The sequence below is a fragment of the [Bacillus] selenitireducens MLS10 genome (assembly GCF_000093085.1).
Classification (GTDB): domain Bacteria; phylum Bacillota; class Bacilli; order Bacillales; family Salisediminibacteriaceae; genus Salisediminibacterium; species Salisediminibacterium selenitireducens.
In genome coordinates, this window is record NC_014219.1 from 2,616,815 (window position 1) to 2,636,226 (window position 19,412).

Sequence of the window (19,412 nt, forward strand, 5' to 3'; positions counted from 1 at the left end):
CTTAAATTTGCCAAATGGAGGATTCAGACATGAGAGTAATCCTTTCACACACGAATCTTGATTTTGACGGATTCGCATCAATGCTCGCTGCACAAAAACTGTTCCCGGATGCCGAGGTTGTTCTCCCATCGAAGCTCTCAGCCGAGGTGGAACATTTTTTTGCGATTTACAAAGATACATTTCCGTACACTCGCTCCAACCAGATTCCATGGGATCAGATCACGGAAGTGATTCTCGTTGATACCAACAGCCGGAAACGAACCGGTAATTTCCACGAAAAAATTCCTGATCAAGCACAATTCCGGATCTTTGACCATCACCCGGAATCAGCAGACACAGAACAGAGCATTGAATCTCACATCGAACAAATCGGCTCGACCATTACACTTCTTTATGAACAGATCAAAGAACGCAACATCCCGCTGTCTCCCTTTGAAGCAACGGTTTTTGCCCTTGGTGTTTATTCAGATACCGGATCCTTTACATACAATCATACCACTGCAAGGGATCTTGCAGCAGCCTCCTGTTTCCTCGAGGAAGGCGCGAATTTAAGAGTCGTCGACCAATTCAGAGAGCCGCCTTTAAAAGAAGACCAGCAGCTCCTGTTTCAGACCCTCCTGGACCGGGTCGTAACAGAAACTGTGGACGGTCTCGTGATCTGCATCACCTCGCATTCCCAGTCAGGATATACCGGCCACCTTGCAACGGTGACATCCAAACTGCTGCAGGTAACAGGTGCAGATGCCGTCATTGCTATTGTTGAAATGGGAAATAAAACGTTCATCACAACGCGCGCGCAATCCGAGCGTATTGATTTACTCCCACTCGTCAAGATCTACCATGGTGGCGGTCACCACCAGGCAGCCTCGGCCAATGTCAATCAGACACCGGCTGAAACCGTGTTCGACAAAATCATCGAAAAGCTTGATATGATCACACTGCCTGCACTCACTGCCAAAGACATGATGTCTTCCCCGGTCAGGGTCATTGCGCCGGATACATCCATTGAAACTGCATCAAAAATGCTTTATCGCTACGGTCATACCGGCTTTCCTGTTGTTGAGGACGACTGCATTACCGGGATCATCTCAAGACGTGATGTGGACAAAGCCCTTCATCACAAACTCGGACATGCCCCGGTAAAAGGCTATATGAGCCGAAACCCGATTACCATACAGCCGGATACCACTATCGAAGAAATTCGCGAGCTGATGATTGAAGATCAGATTGGAAGGCTTCCTGTGATGAATGGAACTGAAGTTGCAGGGATAGTCTCGAGATCTGATGTGATCCGAGCCATGCACGGTAAACAGAGCCTTAATTTCACTTCGCTTACCGGGGCATCAGTGCCCATGAAACGGCAATTGACAGAAACCATGAAAAAGCAGCTGCATCCAGATCTCTTTTCAATCCTCAGCCTGATCGGCAAAACGGCAGATCATTTGAACATGTCCGCCTATTTAATCGGAGGCATGGTGCGCGACCTTTTATTACAGCATGCCAATGAAGATATGGATATCGTCGTGGAGGGCGACGGGATTGTTCTCGCAGAAGAGCTGAAAGCTTCCTACGGTGGACAAATCAGGACGCATGCCGAATTCCGAACGGCTACCTGGAAGCATCCGGCCGGTTACAAAATCGATCTGACCAGTGCGAGAACTGAATACTACGATTTTCCCGCAGCCCTCCCAAAAGTTGAACTGTCCACGATCAAAGAAGATTTATTCAGAAGAGATTTCACCATCAATGCCATGGGAATCTGTATCAGCGGCAAAGAATTCGGGGACCTGCTTGATTACTTTCACGGGTTTGAAGACCTGAACAAAGGCCGTATCCGCACTCTGTATAACCTCAGCTTCGTTGAGGACCCCACACGGATCCTCAGGGCTGTCCGTTTTGAGAACCGCTTCGGCTTTCAAATGGATGATCAGACAGAAGATCTTGCCATTCAGTCCGCCAACAATCTCCTGTCTGTTTCCAAGTCAAGGCAATCCAGCGAACTGTCACGCATGTTTTATGAAGAAGATCCCCTTCAATCATTTAAACGGCTTAAACAGTTGACCATCACGTCCTATATACTGAGCAGCAAGGTCCAGGAAGATCAGGTGGAAAATCGCATCCGGACTTTTCACCACTTCCGTTCTGCCTGTGCCCCTGAGCAATCTGACTTCAGTCCGGCGTCCTGGATCGGATACATCGCCATGTTTTATTACGAAGTTGAAAAGGAATTTCATCAGCTTTTGGGCTATGCGGAACGGAAACAGGAGCGGAAACTGCTTCATGATATCCGTGCGGTCATACCGCTGATTCACCGGATCCGCTCAGGCTCCTCACTATCGGATATCCACCGCCTTCTTGTTCACTTCAACGATGAGGCTATAGCCGCGGGTGCTGCACACTGCCTGACGGACGCGTCGGATCTCTTACTCGACTACATGCTCAAACGACAGACGCTCACCTTTTCGCTGTCCGGTCAAGATTTGATCAATGCAGGCTACACCCCATCGCCTGCCTTCAAAGAAATGCTTTTTGAGGCAGAGCTCTATCAGCTCGAACATCCGGAATATGACCGCGAGGCCCTGCTTCACTATATCGAAGACAAATATCCGGCCTCGACGAAAAAAAGGAGGACACGCTAATGACTGATAAACGAGTGGTTGCAAAACAAGCCCCCCGATTCGATATGGAAGCCCTCATGCCTGACGGCTCATTCGGGCGCATCAGCCTCGAAATGATCATGAAAAAAGACAAATGGACCGTCCTGTTCTTTTATCCGATGGACTTCTCCACCGTCTGTCCGACGGAAATCATCGCCTTCAGTGATCATTACGACGCCTTCAGGCAGCTTGACGCTGAGATCATCGGTGTCTCAACGGATACCATCCACTCCCACCGGGTTTGGACGGAAATGGATCGGGATCAAAAAGGAATTGGTTCTGTGAACTACCCCCTTGCTGCAGATCCAAGTCACAGCGTCAGTCGCGATTACGGTGTCCTGATTGAGGAAGATGGGATTGCACTTCGGGGACTGTTCATCATCAGCCCTGAAGGGGAACTCGTCTATGCCCAGGTCAATCATCATAACATTGGCCGAAACGTGTCCCATACTCTTCATACTCTGCAAGCCTTGCAAACGGAAGGTTTTTGCCCCGCCGACTGGGAACCCGGTACGAAAACTCTTTAAATCAGGAGGTTTTAGATGTGAAACTGCATACACCACTGCCCGATTTTCCAGAAGACCTGATCTGGTTGAACGCCCCGGATAACGTAACATCAGCTTCACCTTTGAATCGTCCTGTCCTGATCCACTTCTGGTCTGTCAGCTGCACACTTTGCAAAAAAGATTATCCTGAATTGAATAAGCTTCGCGAGGACTTTCACGATCAGCTGTCCATGATCGCTGTTCACATGCCAAGACAGGATATTGACTACGACATGGATGAAATCAGATCAGCCATTCATCAGCATGGCATCACGCAGCCCTGCGTAATCGACAGGGAGCGGGTCTTAACGGACATCTTTGAAAATCGCTACGTACCGGCCTATTACCTCTTTGACGCATCCGGCAAACTCAGACACTATCAGGCCGGAGGACGTGCCACAGGGATGCTCAGACGCCGAATCATGAGGATCACAGATTAATTGGATATCTCTTTTGCTGTATGCGAATTCATGATACAATACACAGAGAGGTCAGACATCTTAACCATTTGAAAGGATGATAAACATGAGCGTACACATTGGTGCAAACAAAGGCGATGTGGCAGAATCGATTCTGCTGCCAGGGGATCCGTTACGGGCGAAATACATCGCAGACAATTTTCTTGAGGACGTTACACAGTACAACGAAGTAAGGGGTATGTACGGCTTTACCGGAACATATAAAGGAAAGCGTGTATCGGTTCAGGGAACCGGAATGGGGGTTCCTTCCATTTCGATCTATGTCCATGAGCTGATCAATGAATACGGCGTAAAAAACCTGATTCGTGTCGGTACATGCGGTGCGATTCAAAAAGATGTGAAAGTTCGTGATGTCATCATTGCAATGAGCGCTTCCTCAAACAGCGGGGTCAATCAGCACCTCTTTAACGGCATTGATTTCGCACCTACTGCAGATTTCGGTCTCCTAAAGAAGGCTTATGACGGTGCTGTTGCCAAGGATATGAACGTCAAGGTGGGCAATGTCTTTACGAGTGATATCTTCTACAACGAAGATGAGACACTGATTCCAAACCTCGCAAAGCATCAGGTGCTCGCTGTGGAAATGGAGTCTTCCGCACTGTATACGATTGCCGCTAAATTCGGTGTTCATGCCCTGTCTGTACTGACCGTCAGTGATCATATTCTGACGGGAGAAGAAACGACTTCACAGGAACGTCAGGAAACATTTAACGACATGATTTACGTAGCTCTTGATGCAGCGATTGCAGAATAAAGAGAAAATCAAAAGGCCGTCACGTGATCTCCGCGTGACGGCCTTTTTTTCATGAGATTAATCAATAGATCAATTCAATAAAATCTTCTCTTGAGATCCTGCCAAAATAATGAGTCATATCAAGATCAGTCAGGGCTTCATGAATCGCCTCTTTCGTATAACGCACACCTGTAAGCATCTTCTCCACATCCGTCACTTCCCCTACACCGAAAAAGTCGCCGAATATTTTTACCTCGGTTATGACGTTCCCTTTTACGTTCATGCGAACATCAAGCAGACCCGCATCAAATTTCTTCGAACGGTGCACATCAAATTTCGGATTCTTTCCATAGTTCCAATCCCAGTTCCGGTAGCGTTCATCCGCAATTTCATAGACACCTTTCCAGTCTTCCTCCGTCAACCTGTATGTCTCCACATCACCTTCTGCGAACACAAATGACAGGATTTCCTGTTTTAATTCATCGACAGTTAACGGCTGATCGAGGAACTCATTGATGTTCGCAACCCGACTGCGAATGGATTTAATGCCCTTTGAACGGATCTTTTCATCACTCACATTGAGTGCCATAACGACCTGTTCTATATCCGAATCAAGAAGCAGCGTCCCATGACTGAACATGCGGCCTTTAGTCGTATATTGCGCATTTCCTGATATTTTACGTTCACCCACATGGATATCATTCCGTCCGCTTAATTTCGCTTCAACACCCAGTTTATTCAGTGTATCTATGACCGGTTGTGTGAATTTTTGGAAGTTTGAAAAGCTGTCTCCATCGTCACGTGTAATGAAACTGAAGTTCAGATTACCGTGATCCTGATACACTGCCCCTCCCCCTGAAAGCCGGCGCACGACGTGAACATCGTGTTCATCCACGTAATTCTTGTTGATTTCTTCTGCAGTGTTTTGATTTTTTCCTACAATGATGCAAGGTTCATTTACATAGAAGAGCAAATACGTGTCATCGATCGGCAGATGCCTCAATGCATATTCCTCAATAGCGAGATTGATCCTTGGGTCATGATTGTTTTCATTATCAATAAACTTCATCTCAGTTCCTCCTCGTTTCTTCGTCAGCACTCAACCAACGTTGAATGTATATGTGATGTTTTTGAAACTGTAGTTATCTTACCATACAAGTGAAATCCGATTAAAGGGAAGCGCAATCTCTGAACAGATCCGCTTATCTGTGTTATAATGACTTCGCTTTCACCATATTTAGAAGGAGGAATACATAATGATTGAAGTGAGAATGAACAATGGTCTTAAAATCCCGCAAGTCGGTTTCGGCGTCTGGCAGGTAGAAGATGAGGAAGCGACACCGGCGGTTCTCCATGCTTTAAAAGCAGGCTACCGTCATATTGATACGGCCATGATCTATAAAAACGAAGCAGGAGTGGGACGGGCCATTAAAGAGTCCGGTATTCCAAGAGAAGAACTCTTCATTACAACCAAGGTTTGGAACGCAGACCAGGGCTATGATCAAACGCTGAAAGCCCTTGAGGACAGCCTTGAGAGACTCGGCCTCGACTACGTGGACATGTACCTGATTCATTGGCCAACGCCTGAATTTGATGATTATGTTGATACGTATAAGGCGCTCGAGAAGCTCTATCACGACCGCAAAACGAAAGCCATCGGGGTATGCAACTTCGATATCGATCACCTTGAGCGCCTCAAACAAGAGTGCACCGTCCGTCCTGCTGTCAATCAGGTGGAATGCCATCCGTTCTTGCAACAAAATGAACTGAAGGCCTACCTCGATCAGGAAGACATTTTTCTTGAAGCCTGGAGTCCGCTTATGCAGGGCGGGGATGTGCTGAACCACGAAACGGTTCTGGCTATTGCAGAGGCTCATGGCAAAACGGCAGCACAGGTCATCATCCGCTGGCACATGCAACGCGGCCATATTGTGATTCCAAAATCCGTCACACCGCACCGAATTGAAGAGAACTTCGATGTATTTGACTTTACGCTCACTGATGAAGAGATGAAGAAGTTCGCTTCACTGGATAAAGGAGAACGAAAAGGACCTGAACCAAAAGATATGAACGTTCGCTAAAGGAAAACCGGGCTTGTCGTCAAGCTTTAGTTGCACATATACGATAATCTTTTCACGGAGTTAAACAATCCTTCGGCATAAACCAAAAAATGGCCCCTTGCGTCACATTCATCTGTGATTCAGGGGCCATTATTATTGAGTCAAAATCGGCTGCAGGAAAACGCGTGTGAAGGATCACCTTTAAACAATGAAGTAAAAATCCCCTGAAATACTCAGGAAAGATTACGGACGAGGCGCTTTGCCTCTTCTGCGACTTTTTCATATAATTCCTCTTCATCTGTATAACGCTCAACCCGGAGCTGTTCAATATATCCGTGGTCTAAATCCGCTTCAAGATCCGAACTGTACTCATACGTCGCATTACCGCGAAGCTTTATTGTATAGACTTCATCCTCTTGATGAACAACGGTCTGAACCATCCCCCCCGGATTAAATACGGTAATCACTTCATTGAGATCGTTACCGGCATTGAGGACAGAAACGAGACTCGATGCAGACATCGCTGTTCCGCATGCGTTCGTTAAACCGACTCCCCGCTCATATGTCTGAACGAATATCTGATTCTTTGTGAGAGGCTTCATGAAACTCACATTGACCCCATTTGGGAATATATCACTCAGGTCATTGGCAAGCCGTCCAATGGATTCAGCATCCCGGTGCGGCACATCATTCACCTTTGTGACAACATGCGGGTTTGGAACACTCAGGGCGGTAAAAGACAGATTATCGGAAAGCGCAGGTATAGGCCTGTCAATATGAGGTGCATGGACCGTTTTAAGCGGCAAAGACACAGGATCAAGAGATACCGGCTCAATCGCCACTTCATACGTCTTCATATCCGGATACAGGTCTTCTGTTTGTCTTACAGGAAGGTCTGCTTTCATTGTTTCAATGACAAGATGCTTCTTGCCCAGCTTCTCAATGGCATACCTTGCTACACAACGAAGGCCATTTCCGCACATTTCCGCTTCTGTGCCATCAGAGTTGAACATGCGCATTCTTGCATCACAATGCTCACTGTTCTGGATAAATAAAAGCCCGTCGGAGCCGATTTTCCCCTTCCGGTCACTGAGAAGTATACTCAGACTCCGTCTTTCTTCTTCTGTAAAACGGTCCGGCTGATCCATTTCATCTATAATGATGAAATCATTCCCGGAACCGTGGCATTTGATTATAGACAGCTTCATGATCAAAACTCCTTTCAAATCAGACAAAATGAGGAAAGCCCCTTCAGGAAGGGACTTATCGTTTCTTCTTTTTCTTCTTGAATCCATCATCGTTCAGAACATGACTGACAAGGCTGGGATCTTCAGGAGGATGCTTCTCTAAAATCGCGTCGATCATCTCCTCTGTATCATCAGCAGACCGTTTACGGTACCATGTTCCTTCCGGATAATCGATAACGACACATTTATCTTTGCATTGCTCAAGGCATTTTGTTTTCGTCGTCTGGACCTGTTTTTTCAGTCCCCGTGAATCAAGTTCCTTATTCAAAGCCTTGTATAATGACTTCGCTCCTGCTTTTCTGCAGTTCTTCCCCTGACAGACGAGCAAATGATGATTGAGCTGTTCGATATTTCTGGATGACACAATAAACACATCCTTTTATCAAGAATCCTTAAGGTGATTACACAGAATCTTTTCCCTGTTTCACACCCATTGTAACCCTTGAATTCTCAGGATTCTTGAGCCACTTCTCCTCTGCTTCGCAGGCAGTGACCGGTTTGGTGAAATAAAAGCCCTGTACTTCACTGACGCCCTCCGTTCTTAATATATCGAACTGCTCTTTCGTTTCCACACCTTCCGCAATTGTCGTCATGCCCATTTCCGAAGCAAGCTGAATCATCGAACGCAGGATCGCACGGCTTTTACTGACATACATCACGTCCGTTATGAAAGAACGGTCAATTTTAATCGTGTGAAATGGCAGGCGGTTCAGTGAACTCATCGATGAATAGCCTGTGCCAAAATCATCAATCGACAAATAAATCCCCTTATCCTGCAGAAGATCAAGTGTGTGCCTGACTTTGTCGATATTTTCCATGACTACAGTCTCCGTAATTTCAAGTTCAATATCATGAGGCAAAAGCCCGTAATGATCAAGTTTTTGCTGAATCATGGTCAAAAGGCTCCTGTCTTCAAGCTGTTTGACCGAGATATTAATTGAAATCCTTATATCCTGATGACCTGCTTTTCGCCACTTGGTTAACATCGACAGACTTTCATCCAGAACAAATTCACCAACTTGGTGGATCAGACCTGATTCCTCAGCAACAGGGATGAACTCTGAAGGTGAAATGGCCCCCTCCTGGCGATGGTGCCAGCGCACAAGGGCCTCGAAACTTTTGATCTGTCCGGTCCGGGCATCGAGAATTGGCTGGTAATGAACAAAAAGGCCGCGTTCCTGTAAAATCAGTTGGAGTTCCTGCTCGAGAAACAGCATTCGTCTGGAAGCTTCGTTCATCGATTCATCATAAAAGGTCGTTAACCCGCGCCCGCGTTTTTTACTCGAATACATGGCCATTTCAGCCTGTTTCATAACATCTTCAGGAATACGCTGATGGTTATGACCATTGACGACGGTAATGCCACAGCTGCTTTTCAAATAATAATTACGGTTTTCGATATGAAACGGCTCCGAAAACAAATGATCCAAAATCCCTGAAATATCCGTAAGATCGCCGCGGCTTTTGGGATGACCGATCATCATAAACTCATCACCGCCAATCCGGCCAATATCAAATCGTTTGGAAAAGGCCTGATCAAGACGCTTTGAGAGCTCGAGAATCAGCTCATCTCCCTGATCATGTCCGACTGAATCATTGATCAGCTTAAAATCATCGACGTCAAGGACCAGGACAGCCACATACCCGTCCTTTTGATGGGAACGAAGTTTTTCTTTAAGCTTTCGTTTCATTGCAGAACGGTTCGGCATGCCAGTCAACTGGTCCTGGTTCGCAAGATCTTCAATTTGTTTTTTCTGTCTGTGTTCAGACGTAATATCCCGTGCAATGCCGTAGACGCCAACCACTTCATAATCAACGATCATCGGAACATGGGTAACATCCAGACGTTTACGGTCGCCATTCGCATCGATAATTGCTGTCTGATAATCCACAGTCTCCCCGTCGAGTGATCTTTGAAACATCTCTGATACCTGAGGGAGATCTTCCATACAGACAATTGAATGAAAGGAGTTCTGCATCATTTCCTTTTCATCCATTCCGAGTATCATCGTCCCCGATGGATTTAATGATATGAACCGGCCATTTTTATCCAGCTCAAATATACCTGATTTGTTATAATCAAAAAGGGATTGATACCGCTGATTACTCCGAAGCAGGGCCTGGCGCTGATTTTCAATTGTTGTGATATTACGTGTAACGGCAATAATATGCGTAATATCCCCCGCGCTGTTTCTTACAGGATCGAGTTTCGTTTCATCGATTCTCCCGTGAACAGTGTCACTGTATATAACTGTCTCTCCTGTTTTGAGGACTTCCTGGTATCGGTGATTCAGGTAGTCAACCATTTCCGGATTTGCGCCTTCTTCAATCGTTTTACCAATGATGTCTTCGGTATAACCGAACCGCTTTTTGCAAGTATTATTGATAAACGCGTAAACAAACCGTTCCTCCTGATCGACACCCATAATAAAAACTGCATCACTCATCATATTGGCGAATGATTTTATATCCCATTGATTTAAATCCATATCTGCATAAACTCCATTTCAATACACTTCCTCTTATCTGAGAAGATTTTATCACAAAACTAAGTCAAATTAAATGATTACTTTTCCCGTATGAATAGGTCTCACGACTACACTGGGCTCATGGATCATCAAAATCTCCGAGAAACATAAAGAAAGACGGAGGCATTGTGATGTCTCCGTCCAGTGCGATTATGCAGTTCAGCTCATCATCGCTTCCATGTCAGTCTCAACATCCGTCATACCGCTGATACCGAAGTTCTCTACAAGAACCTTGGCCACATTCGGAGACAGGAATGCAGGAAGTGTCGGCCCGAGTTTAATGTCTTTAACCCCGAGATGAAGAAGGGCAAGCAAAACAATGACCGCTTTTTGTTCATACCATGCAAGATTGTATTCAATCGGCAGTTCATTAATGTCATTGAGTTCAAAGATTTCCTTGAGTTTCATTGCCACAACGGCCAACGAATAGGAATCATTGCATTGACCTGCGTCAAGTACTCTCGGAATCCCCCCGATATCACCAAGCGGCAGTTTATTATAGCGGTACTTCGCGCAACCGGCAGTCAAGATGACCGTATCATTCGGCAATTCATTCGCGAATTCTGTATAGTAGTCTCTCGATTTCATGCGACCGTCGCAGCCTGCCATGACGAAAAATTTGCGAATGGCACCGCTCTTCACAGCATCAACAACCTGATCGGCGAGCTGTGTAATCTGATTGTGGGCAAATCCGCCGACGATTGTGCCTTCTTCAATTTGCTCAGGTGCAGGCAGACGTTTGGCATGCTCAATGATTTCAGTGAAATCCTTCTTCTGACCATCAACTCGATCCGGGATATGTCTGAATCCCGGGTATCCGGTTGAACCGGTTGTGTAAATGCGGTCAGAATAGCTCGCCTTTGGAGGTACGATGCAGTTTGTTGTGAACAGAACAGGACCATTAAAGCTCTCAAACTCCTCTTTTTGTTTCCACCAGGCGTTACCATAGTTCCCTACAAAATGATCGTATTTTTTAAATGCCGGATAATAGTTTGCCGGCAGCATTTCTGAATGCGTATAAATGTCCACACCTGAATCCTTGGATTGTTCGAGTAACTCTTCAAAGTCTTTCAGGTCATGACCACTGACAAGAATAGCCGGGCGGTCACTGTTCACCCCGATTTGGACTTCTGTCATTTCCGGATGTCCGTAGGAGGTTGTATTTGCCTCATCAAGAAGCGCCATCACGTCAACGCCATACTTCCCTGTTTCAAGTACGAATGCTGTCAGTTCGTCAGCGGTCATATCGTCATCCTCTGTAACAAGCAACCCTTTTTCCACAAATGCAATGATCTCATCTTTTGTAAAGCCGAGGTTGAGTGCATGCTCCGCATAAGCAGCCATCCCCTTCAGACCAAACAAAATCAGTGAACGGAGGCTTCTGACATCTTCATTCTCTCCTGCAAGAAGACCGACCCTCTTCTCCTCAGACTTCGCTTCAAAAACCGAACGATTTCCACTCCACGCAGCGTAATCAGGAAGGAGCTGATGCGAGTCAATGATCCCCTGATCAACGAGTGACAGACGGATCGTTTCTCTTTCAGTCAAAGCCTTCTCAATCTTGTTCATAATGGATTGATCGTCGAAATTCGCATTGGTAATGGTAGTGAACAGACCATCGAGCACCACACGATCCGTTTCTTTTCGATTCAGCTGATGCTCCCTTGCAATCTGATTAAAATGGGCTACGCCTTTAATCGTATATATCAGCAGGTCCTGAAGATTTGCAGTCTCACTCGTCTTACCGCAAACACCTGCCATGGCATCACAGCCGACATTTCTTAACGCTTCCTGACACTGATTACAAAACATACTCATAATAAATTGCCTCCTCTGTATTGTTCATTTCTTAACTAATTCATATGGTAATATAGAGTTGGATATTATGAGGTGATTCAAATCACTATGAGAGATCGTTCACAAAATCGCCATAGAGTCAGGCAGAAAAAGAAAAAAACCGACCCTGACGGAAACTATTGGGCCGGTTCTGATCATTCTATTATTCAAATATTGATATTCTGTCCATCCAATCAGTCAACAGCAAGATTCCCGGTATTCTCATACGAACTGACTTGTCCGTTTTCAAATGTGATCGTTGAAAGTCCATACGTCCACGTATTCCCCCGAACGGCATTTGGCGTGGTGCCCATTGCGGAAGCCACTTCCCCTTCTGTACTGCCTTCTGAAAAAGTGTCAGCATCACCCTCTGTGATAACGGAAACGGCGAGACTGCCATCTATATCGGACCAGCCGACAACAGTCGTGCCATCAAGATAAACGACGGATCGTCCATATCGAACACCCTCATCCGTGATCTCATCCGGCTCTCCCATAATATTTACGACCGTATCCAGATCAGAACCCAACAGGAAGGTCTCCGTTGTATCAGTCCCCGCCTGAGACCCTGTGGCCGTCTCGGCTTCCTCACGTGCTTCAGCAAGTGCCTCTTCAAGCTCTCGAATGTCTTCGATTAAGGCTTCGTTCTCCTCTTCAAGTGCAGTTGCATTGTCCTCCGCATTCGTTAATTCCTCTTCGAGACGGACAATATCAGCAGTCATTGCATCGATTTCTTCAGAAAGTGTCTGATTTTCTTCTTCAAGTTCATCAATTTGAGCCAAAAAGGCTTCTTCCTGAGTACGGACATTCTGTACTTCCTGCTGTGCATCGGAAATCTCTGTAATCCCCATTAAAAAAAGCACGGCGATAACCAGATTGACGATCAGGGATGAAACAGCAACCTTCTTCCAGCCGCTCCACTCCGGAAACAGCGGTTTGGATTTTTTCTGGCGCTGTTCACGCCAATCAGGCTCTTCATCCATGACCGGATCGTCATCCTGTTCATCTTCTTCAGAATCCGTTTGATCACTGAATCCCCAGTCTTCGTTATAATTATAATAGATCTCATCATACCGCTGTCTTTCTTCAGGATCCGAAAGAACTTCGTATGCTTCTTTTACCTGTTCATAATCCGATTCATCGCCGCCTCTTTCAGGATGCAGATCATGTATTTTTTCGCGGTATGCCTCACGAATTGCGTGAGCTGATGCATCGGCATCCACATTAAGTATTCTGTAATAATCTTTAAATTGATCCATGGATTCCCCTCCTGTCATTCTTCTATTATAACGGTAATTGACGAAAAAGAAAAACCTGATCCGGTTTGGGATCAGGAAAGAATGGAAATCGCCTGCCGAACGACATCTTGATCCATAGTTGTTCCGGCTGCACGTTTTAAATCCTCGACCACTTTCTCTTTTGATTCATTTCTGTAGGAAAGTGCCCGGTCCATAAAACGGGCCGTATTTATTATTCGGCTTTCAAGAGGGATCTGACCGGCTGTAATGCCTCTTGGATAACCGCTTCCATCCATCTGTTCCTGATGACACAGTACAATGTCCGCAATCCTTGAAAATTCAGTCGAAGTGCGTAACAGCTGATAGCCGGTTTCAGGATGTTTTTGAAGTTTCACTTTTTCTTCTTCTGTTAATGATGAAACCGGCTTTATTAACAAAGCAGGATCAACTGATACAAGACCGATATCATGCATGATACTCGCGAGCCTCAGATCTTCGAGTTCTTCGGCACTCATGTCCAGGCCTTTACCGATCTCCACAGAAAAAGTGACAACCCGCTCGGCATGATCACTGTGATAGCCTTCTGATAATTTCAGTTTCTTCAGAAGGATTTCGATGGTGGATTCACGCATGGCACGACTTTCGTCAATTTTCTTACGGTACATCCGGTCTTCAGCTCGTTTAAAGACTTCTTCGATATGTGAATCCGAAGGATCCAGAGAAGAAAATCCCAGTGATACCGACAAATAAATATCATCGACCTTCCCTTTATTAAGCTTCTCATGAAGGGTCTCCATCCGCTTTTTCGCTTCTTTTTCATTGACACCAGGGAGCAAGATGACAAATTCATCGCCCCCGATCCTTGCCACAATCTCACCGCTTCGTATTTCATTCTCGAGAATTCTTCCGGTTTCTTCTAGCAATCGATCACCGAACTGATGCCCGAATCCGTCATTTGCAAGTTTCAGACCATTGACGTCGGCAACGATAACGGAAAGATTGGCAGGAGGATTCTTTTCGATTTCCATCATAATGCGCTCGTAATAATGACGATTATACATACCGGTTAACTGATCGTGATCACTTAAATATCGAATTTGTTTGACCTGTTCATATTTCTCGGAAATGTCACGAAACACGATAACGGTTCCGGTTAAAATACCTTCACCTGAATAGATCGGTGCAACACTGTCATGGACAAAGCATTTTTCTCCTGATTTTTTGATCAGTTGAATGTCCTCCCCAAGCTCCACTTTAGCTTGTGACTCAATCGCCATTTGAACCGGGCTGGCTATTTCCTCCCCTGAATCGGCGTGGACAAGTTTAAACACCTCTTCAATCTTCCTGTTCTTCGCTTCATGCAACTGCCACCCTGTCGTAGATTCAGCCATCCGGTTCATCATCGTGACTCTTCCTGCTGCATCGGTTGTAATAACGCCATCACCGATGGATAATAGCGTCGTTTTAAATTGTTCACGCTCCATCTCGCGTTCAATTTCCTCGACTTTTCGTTTCGTAATATCCAAATGGGTCCCGCTCATCAGAATCGGTTCTCCGTTTTCTGAACGTTCAAGAATCTTCCCTCTTGCTTCGATCCAGATATAGTGGCCCTTCTGGTGCCTGATCCGCATCTCGATTTCGTATACTGGCATCGATCCCTCATTTACCCGAGCCAACTTGCGACTCAATGCCTCATGGTCTTCCGGATGAATGAGACTCAAAAACCAGCCCATATCAAAAGTGTCGACGTCTTCAAAACGGTACCCTTTCATCTCAGCCCATCGTTCATTCACCGTCACTCGATTCGATATCATATCCCATTCCCATGTGCCTGCATTTGTTCCTTCAAGTATATACTCCATACGTCTTCTCTGATGATAAATGCGATCCTGATAATCCAGCCGCTCTTGTTCCGCTTTAACTTCTGCCGATACGTCCCGGATCGATGCGACCCATTTCCGTCCGGTCACGAACTGACCGTAGCGGATCTCAGCCCTGAAATAACGGTCATCACCCGGTAAAGGTGACTCGTATTGCAGCATTTCTGTCTGACCCGTCCGTTTTGATTTCAGCATGGTCTCTTCAAACGGCTTAGCCAGAGCCAGAGGCAATAGCTCCCTGACTGACAATCCGATAATCTCTTCTTTTGGTAAAAACAAATGGCTCTCGTTCTCGGTCAAAACATTTGTGTGAATGAAGTTCTCATCAATTTCAAACACGATATGATTTAATGTGATCAGCATCGTATCCCGGTCACTGATCACCTGCTTTTCAGACGTGATGTCGACAAAATACGTAACAAAACAGGAAGCATCAAAGGCCTTCGCCGTTACCCTGTACCAGCGATTTAAAGGATGTGAATATTGTTCAAATGAGACTGTTTCCCCGTGATTGAACAGGTCTTCATACATCCTCAGCCAGGAAAATGTCCCCTTCTCCAGATCAGGCAGCACTTCAGTGACTCTCTTTTCGCTTATGTCTTGATTTTTAAGCCCGGTCTGTTCTTCAAACGCTTTATTCACATATAAAAACTCGTAATCAACCGCTTTACCGTATTCATTACGGATCAACTTATGCAAGGCTGTCCCCACAGGGGACACATCAACCAGTGTTCGATAGAAAGAAATCTCCACGGGGTTCACCTTCCAATTTCCAGACATCTATACTTCTCACAGACCATTATAACATCTTTTGCAGGATAAAAGTGCGACAATTCACGTTCATTCCGCGCAATGATTTTACTTTAAATCTCTTAATTATAAATTTAATGAAATATATCAACGTCCGGAAATAAAAAAACCTTGGCAGCCGTTTGCCAAGGTTCATCTGATGATCCACTCTTCTTTGGATCGTCATTCATCATGCTTATTCAGCTCGTAATTTCACTGGCAATATCTTGAACGCTCATTGTTTCCGTGATGACATATTCTCCTGCGCGAATGGACATAACCAGGTCCTCATCCTCAATATACTGTCTGAATGAAGAGGATGACGGAATCATTCCTGCGCGCTCCAAAATTTCGCCGATTTCACCGGCCGACATCCCTTGACCGACAACCAGGTAAAGGGCCGATATCTCAACGGACTCGTCGGCAGTTTCATTCGACCGCTCACGTTCTTCCTCGAGCGCTTCCTCAAGTGCTTCGTTCTTCTCTTTCAGTGACTTGTTTTGTTCATCAGCTGCTTTTAGCGCTTCTTCGATGACATACATATCTTCAATCAGGTTTTGGTAATCCTGCCAGTCTTCATCAGACATTCCGTTATCCGCTTCAGTATTCTCATGATTTTCTTGCTCTGTATCATGTGACTCTGTATCGTCAGACTGCGTCTCTTGAGAGTCTGCCATTACGGATGGTATCAAAAGTGCAGTTGCCAACAGGATCCCCGTACCAATGCCTTTTAGTTGATCTTTTGTCACGTTGCTTCCTCCGTCCGCAGTTACTGTGTCACTTTTTCCTCATTTTTACTGTTTTGTTTCTGTTCATATTTAAGCTGTTCAGTAAGTATTACTTCTCTGGTTTTTACCTGTTCTAGCTCTTCTTGTAAAGCATCAACCCGCTTGTTTGTGCGTTCGAGCTCTTTCATCAGCGTAATCGAGAAATTCTCCATTTTATGATCGATCTCTTCACCGTTGTCTTTTTTAAATACGGCATATACCAATGTCGCTATTCCGACTGCCAGCAATACATAAACCACTGTCATCCATCATCCCTCCTTTGCAAACTTGCCCCTTTACTGTTATATCATATTTGGTCAATCATCGTAAGAAGATCAATAAAAATCATACAAATGGCGTAAAGCATTGGAAGTATGATTACCTGTCATTCACTCAAAATACATGACAGGTGTCACTATGTATCCATGACAGTTCACTCTATACTTAAATAGAAACCAATCGTTCAGAAAGTGGTGAAAGTATGTCCAAGAAAAAAATAGCCTGGGTTACTGACAGTACCGCATTTGTTACAAAAGAACTCCAAGAACACCCTGATGTGCATGTGATTCCTCTTTATATTACATTTGGAGAAGAACAGTTTCAGGATGGTGTTGAACTGACCACAGATGAACTGTATACACGTATTCGCGAAAACAAAGAACTTCCGAAAACGTCTCAGCCACCTGCAGGAGAGTTTGCGGAAATGTATGAAAAACTGAAAGAAAATTATGACGAGGCCATTGCGGTTCACGTTTCCAGTGAAATCAGCGGCACAATCGCTAGCTCCACACAGGGCAAAGACATGGCCGACTTTCCTGTCACTGTTGTCGATTCCCTGTCAATGTCCCACGCGATTACGACCTTGATTGAAAAAGGACTCGAGCTTGAAAAGACCGGTAAATCCGCTTCTGAAATCGGCGAGATTCTGCAAACGGAAGCCAAGAAATCCGAGAACTACGTCCTTTTGGGAAGCCTTGATCAGTTTTACAAAGGAGGCCGCATGTCCGGCACCCAGTATCTGATCGGGAATCTCCTGAAAGTGAAACCGATTATTCAGATAAACAACGAAGGAAAGTTTCACCTTTTCCAAAAAGTACGCTCAGAGAAAAAAGCAACCAAACGATTGATTGAGCTGTTCAAAGAAGCGATGGATCAATATAAAATTGATTCTGTTCAAATTATGCACGGAAACGTGGAGCACAGAGCAGAGGAAGTCAAAGCACTGGTGCATGAACAGTTCCCTGAAATGAAAGTCATCATTGGTGAGATCAGTTCCACCATTGCCGCTCATGCCGGTGAAGGAACCGTTGCAATGATCTGGCATAACGAAAACAAACCTGTATAACAAGCACAAAGCCCGGACGCTAAAAAGCGGTCCGGGCTTTGTTTGCATGGAATCAGTGATTCATTTCGCTTGTGCGTTCTTTCAGATGACGAATGGTATCACGCATGTCTTCCACTTGTTTGTACTGATTGGATACAGCTTCATTCGAATCCTCAATTTGTGAAGAAACTGCCTCCACATTCGCTGTTTCCTGATTGATCGCAGAGGTAATTTCTTTTCCGGAAAGCGTTAATGTTTGCATCTCTTCATTAATCCGTTCAATTTCTTCAGCATTTTTCAGCAGTTCCGTTGTGATGGAGTCGAAACGTTCACTCATTTTTTCAATCCTTGCCGCGCCTTCACTGATCTCTTTTGTCTGCTCGTTTGTTTTGCCTGTCGATTCTTTCACCTGTTTGAGAATGCTCTCAACAGTCGTTGTAATCGTCTGTGTGGCATCACCGGAACGTTCAGCGAGTTTTCTCACTTCATCTGCCACGACGGCAAATCCCTGGCCGTGCTCACCTGCACGTGCCGCTTCAATCGAAGCATTCAGTGCCAGAAGATTTGTCTGTTCCGATATATCGCTTATTAACTGCACGATTTCGTGTATCCGTTCCACCTCGACGGAAAAATCGTTCATCATCTGCTTTGTTTCTTCAGACTTATATGTAAGACCTTCAATAACATCATGAACATCTTTGACTTCATCTTTCCCTTTCAGTGCATCCTCTTCAAGATGTTGAAAGGAGCCGGTTACAGCTTTCAGCTGTTCAGAAAGGGTCAGAATATGCTGCTCCATCGATTCCGTAACGCTGAGGGTTTCTTCGAAAGTGGCCAACTGGCTGTTGGAAGATTCAGCTACGTGTCCGGACATTTCTGAAATCGTGTCAGTCCGCTTCATAAGTTCATTTACCTGATCCGTTAATTGGGATGTGCTCTGATCAACTGCCTGTACCTGGCTGTGAACAGCTTCTTCCTGTTGCACAGTCCGTTCAAACAGCTCGTTAAGCCTGTTTGCAACATCTGCGATTTCATCTTTTCCTTTAAAACCGAGTCGAACATCCCGATTCCCGCCTTCAAACTCATCAATCTTTTCTAACATTTTATCTAAAGGTTTGATGACAAAATGCCTGAGGATATACCATAACAGCACCGTTGCCACTATAATATTCATACTCGCATTTAACCAGACCCCAATGATCCCCAGATCAATTCCTGTCATTTCCAATCCGCTGATGATCAGATTTGCGATAACCGTATTTATCAGCATTACAATGACGATCGAAGCGATAAAACGAAATGTTAACCGTTGAATAAATCCCATGATTC

The 19,412-nt window shown here is 45.2% G+C and carries 16 protein-coding genes; 6 read left to right on the plus strand and 10 right to left on the minus strand.

The window, feature by feature from the left end:
* Nucleotides 1-29: 29 nt before the first annotated feature.
* The 4 genes from BSEL_RS12200 (at nucleotide 30) to deoD (ending at nucleotide 4,435) form a co-directional block, all read left to right on the plus strand.
* Nucleotides 30-2,639, plus strand: coding sequence for a CBS domain-containing protein (locus tag BSEL_RS12200; RefSeq protein WP_013173322.1), 2,610 nt, complete (start codon nucleotides 30-32; stop codon nucleotides 2,637-2,639).
* On the plus strand, nucleotides 2,639-3,184 hold the full coding sequence (locus tag BSEL_RS12205; protein WP_013173323.1) for a peroxiredoxin: 546 nt from the start codon (nucleotides 2,639-2,641) through the stop codon (nucleotides 3,182-3,184). The genes BSEL_RS12200 and BSEL_RS12205 overlap by 1 nt, the downstream gene beginning before the upstream one ends.
* Before the next feature lie 17 nt (nucleotides 3,185-3,201).
* Nucleotides 3,202-3,642 (plus strand): redoxin domain-containing protein, encoded by a 441-nt coding sequence (locus tag BSEL_RS12210; RefSeq protein ID WP_013173324.1) that lies wholly within the window; start codon nucleotides 3,202-3,204, stop codon nucleotides 3,640-3,642.
* 85 nt (nucleotides 3,643-3,727) lie between these two features.
* Nucleotides 3,728-4,435, plus strand: a complete 708-nt coding sequence (gene deoD / locus BSEL_RS12215; protein WP_013173325.1) for a purine-nucleoside phosphorylase — start codon at nucleotides 3,728-3,730, stop codon at nucleotides 4,433-4,435.
* A 61-nt stretch (nucleotides 4,436-4,496) separates the two neighbouring features.
* Here deoD and BSEL_RS12220 read toward each other — a convergent pair whose 3' ends face one another.
* Nucleotides 4,497-5,483 (minus strand): lipoate--protein ligase, encoded by a 987-nt coding sequence (locus BSEL_RS12220; RefSeq protein WP_013173326.1) that lies wholly within the window; start codon nucleotides 5,481-5,483, stop codon nucleotides 4,497-4,499.
* A gap of 187 nt (nucleotides 5,484-5,670) precedes the next feature.
* Between BSEL_RS12220 and BSEL_RS12225 the strand changes: the two genes are divergently transcribed.
* On the plus strand, nucleotides 5,671-6,495 hold the full coding sequence (locus BSEL_RS12225) for an aldo/keto reductase (RefSeq protein ID WP_013173327.1): 825 nt from the start codon (nucleotides 5,671-5,673) through the stop codon (nucleotides 6,493-6,495).
* Nucleotides 6,496-6,707: 212 nt separating this feature from the next.
* Here the strand turns inward: BSEL_RS12225 and dapF are convergent, their stop codons facing one another.
* From dapF to BSEL_RS12265, 8 genes are all read right to left on the minus strand, one after another.
* Nucleotides 6,708-7,682, minus strand: coding sequence for a diaminopimelate epimerase (gene dapF, locus BSEL_RS12230; RefSeq protein WP_013173328.1), 975 nt, complete (start codon nucleotides 7,680-7,682; stop codon nucleotides 6,708-6,710).
* Nucleotides 7,683-7,737: 55 nt separating this feature from the next.
* A complete protein-coding gene (locus BSEL_RS12235) occupies nucleotides 7,738-8,085 on the minus strand; it encodes a (2Fe-2S) ferredoxin domain-containing protein (RefSeq protein ID WP_013173329.1) in 348 nt (115 codons plus the stop codon).
* Between the two features lie 37 nt (nucleotides 8,086-8,122).
* Nucleotides 8,123-10,210 carry a sensor domain-containing protein gene (locus BSEL_RS12240; RefSeq protein WP_013173330.1) on the minus strand — a complete coding sequence of 696 codons (2,088 nt, stop codon included), beginning with the start codon at nucleotides 10,208-10,210 and terminating at the stop codon, nucleotides 8,123-8,125.
* Nucleotides 10,211-10,408: 198 nt separating this feature from the next.
* Nucleotides 10,409-12,067 (minus strand): hydroxylamine reductase, encoded by a 1,659-nt coding sequence (hcp, locus tag BSEL_RS12245; protein ID WP_013173331.1) that lies wholly within the window; start codon nucleotides 12,065-12,067, stop codon nucleotides 10,409-10,411.
* Between the two features lie 212 nt (nucleotides 12,068-12,279).
* Nucleotides 12,280-13,344: a J domain-containing protein gene (locus BSEL_RS12250; RefSeq protein WP_013173332.1), complete on the minus strand. Its 1,065-nt coding sequence runs from the start codon at nucleotides 13,342-13,344 to the stop codon at nucleotides 12,280-12,282.
* A gap of 71 nt (nucleotides 13,345-13,415) precedes the next feature.
* Nucleotides 13,416-15,983: a PAS domain S-box protein gene (locus BSEL_RS12255; protein WP_013173333.1), complete on the minus strand. Its 2,568-nt coding sequence runs from the start codon at nucleotides 15,981-15,983 to the stop codon at nucleotides 13,416-13,418.
* A gap of 209 nt (nucleotides 15,984-16,192) precedes the next feature.
* A complete protein-coding gene (locus BSEL_RS12260; RefSeq protein WP_013173334.1) occupies nucleotides 16,193-16,741 on the minus strand; it encodes an endolytic transglycosylase MltG in 549 nt (182 codons plus the stop codon).
* A 20-nt stretch (nucleotides 16,742-16,761) separates the two neighbouring features.
* Nucleotides 16,762-17,025 carry a hypothetical protein gene (locus tag BSEL_RS12265; protein WP_013173335.1) on the minus strand — a complete coding sequence of 88 codons (264 nt, stop codon included), beginning with the start codon at nucleotides 17,023-17,025 and terminating at the stop codon, nucleotides 16,762-16,764.
* Between the two features lie 215 nt (nucleotides 17,026-17,240).
* Between BSEL_RS12265 and BSEL_RS12270 the strand changes: the two genes are divergently transcribed.
* Complete coding sequence (locus BSEL_RS12270) at nucleotides 17,241-18,104, plus strand: DegV family protein (RefSeq protein WP_013173336.1); 864 nt, start codon at nucleotides 17,241-17,243, stop codon at nucleotides 18,102-18,104.
* A gap of 52 nt (nucleotides 18,105-18,156) precedes the next feature.
* On the opposite strand, the gene BSEL_RS12275 is transcribed toward BSEL_RS12270, so the two are convergent.
* Nucleotides 18,157-19,407, minus strand: coding sequence for a methyl-accepting chemotaxis protein (locus tag BSEL_RS12275; protein ID WP_013173337.1), 1,251 nt, complete (start codon nucleotides 19,405-19,407; stop codon nucleotides 18,157-18,159).
* Between the last annotated feature and the right edge of the window lie 5 nt (nucleotides 19,408-19,412).